This window comes from Acidithiobacillus ferriphilus, from assembly GCF_018854775.1.
GTDB lineage: Bacteria > Pseudomonadota > Gammaproteobacteria > Acidithiobacillales > Acidithiobacillaceae > Acidithiobacillus > Acidithiobacillus ferriphilus.
The window spans coordinates 1-659 of sequence record NZ_JAAZTY010000149.1 but is presented as its reverse complement, the minus strand read 5'-3'; the positions used below and the strand labels follow the sequence as shown (position 1 = coordinate 659).

Genomic DNA, 659 nt, shown 5'->3' with positions numbered 1-659 from the left:
CTGGTCGGTAACGTGTTCGGCTTCAAGGCCGTGCGTGCGCTGCGCCTGGAGGATGTGCGATTCCCGCTCGCCTATGTCAAGACTTGCAATGGACCGCCCCACGGTATCCAGGTCGAGCGCGACAAAATGAACAAATATGGCCGGCCGATGCTCGGCTGCACCATCAAGCCCAAACTCGGTCTATCCGCCAAGAACTATGGTCGTGCAGTCTACGAGTGTCTGCGCGGTGGCCTGGATTTCACCAAGGACGATGAGAACGTCAACTCGCAGCCTTTCATGCGCTGGCGCGATCGGTTTCTGTTCGTGGCCGATGCGATCCACACGGCCGAAGCCGAAACGGGCGAGCGCAAAGGACACTATTTAAACGTTACCGCGCCATCGCCCGAGGAAATGTATGAACGGGCAGAGTTCGCCAAGGAACTCAATATGCCCATCATCATGCACGACTTCCTCACCGGGGGCTTCTGTGCCAATACCGGTCTGGCGCGTTGGTGCCGGAAGAACGGCGTCCTGTTGCACATTCATCGTGCCATGCACGCGGTGGTGGACCGCAATCCCCATCACGGCATTCACTTCCGCGTGCTGGCCAAGGCGCTCCGTCTGTCAGGCGGTGATCACCTGCACACCGGCACGGTGGTTGGCAAGCTGGAAGGTGACCG

The 659-nt window shown here is 59.6% G+C and carries 1 protein-coding gene; it reads left to right on the top strand.

All coding sequences use genetic code 11. The annotated features are described in order from the left end of the window. Positions 1-659 (top strand): RuBisCO large subunit C-terminal-like domain-containing protein (locus HF921_RS10500; RefSeq protein ID WP_264318200.1); only part of this gene is annotated, 659 nt, incomplete at both ends.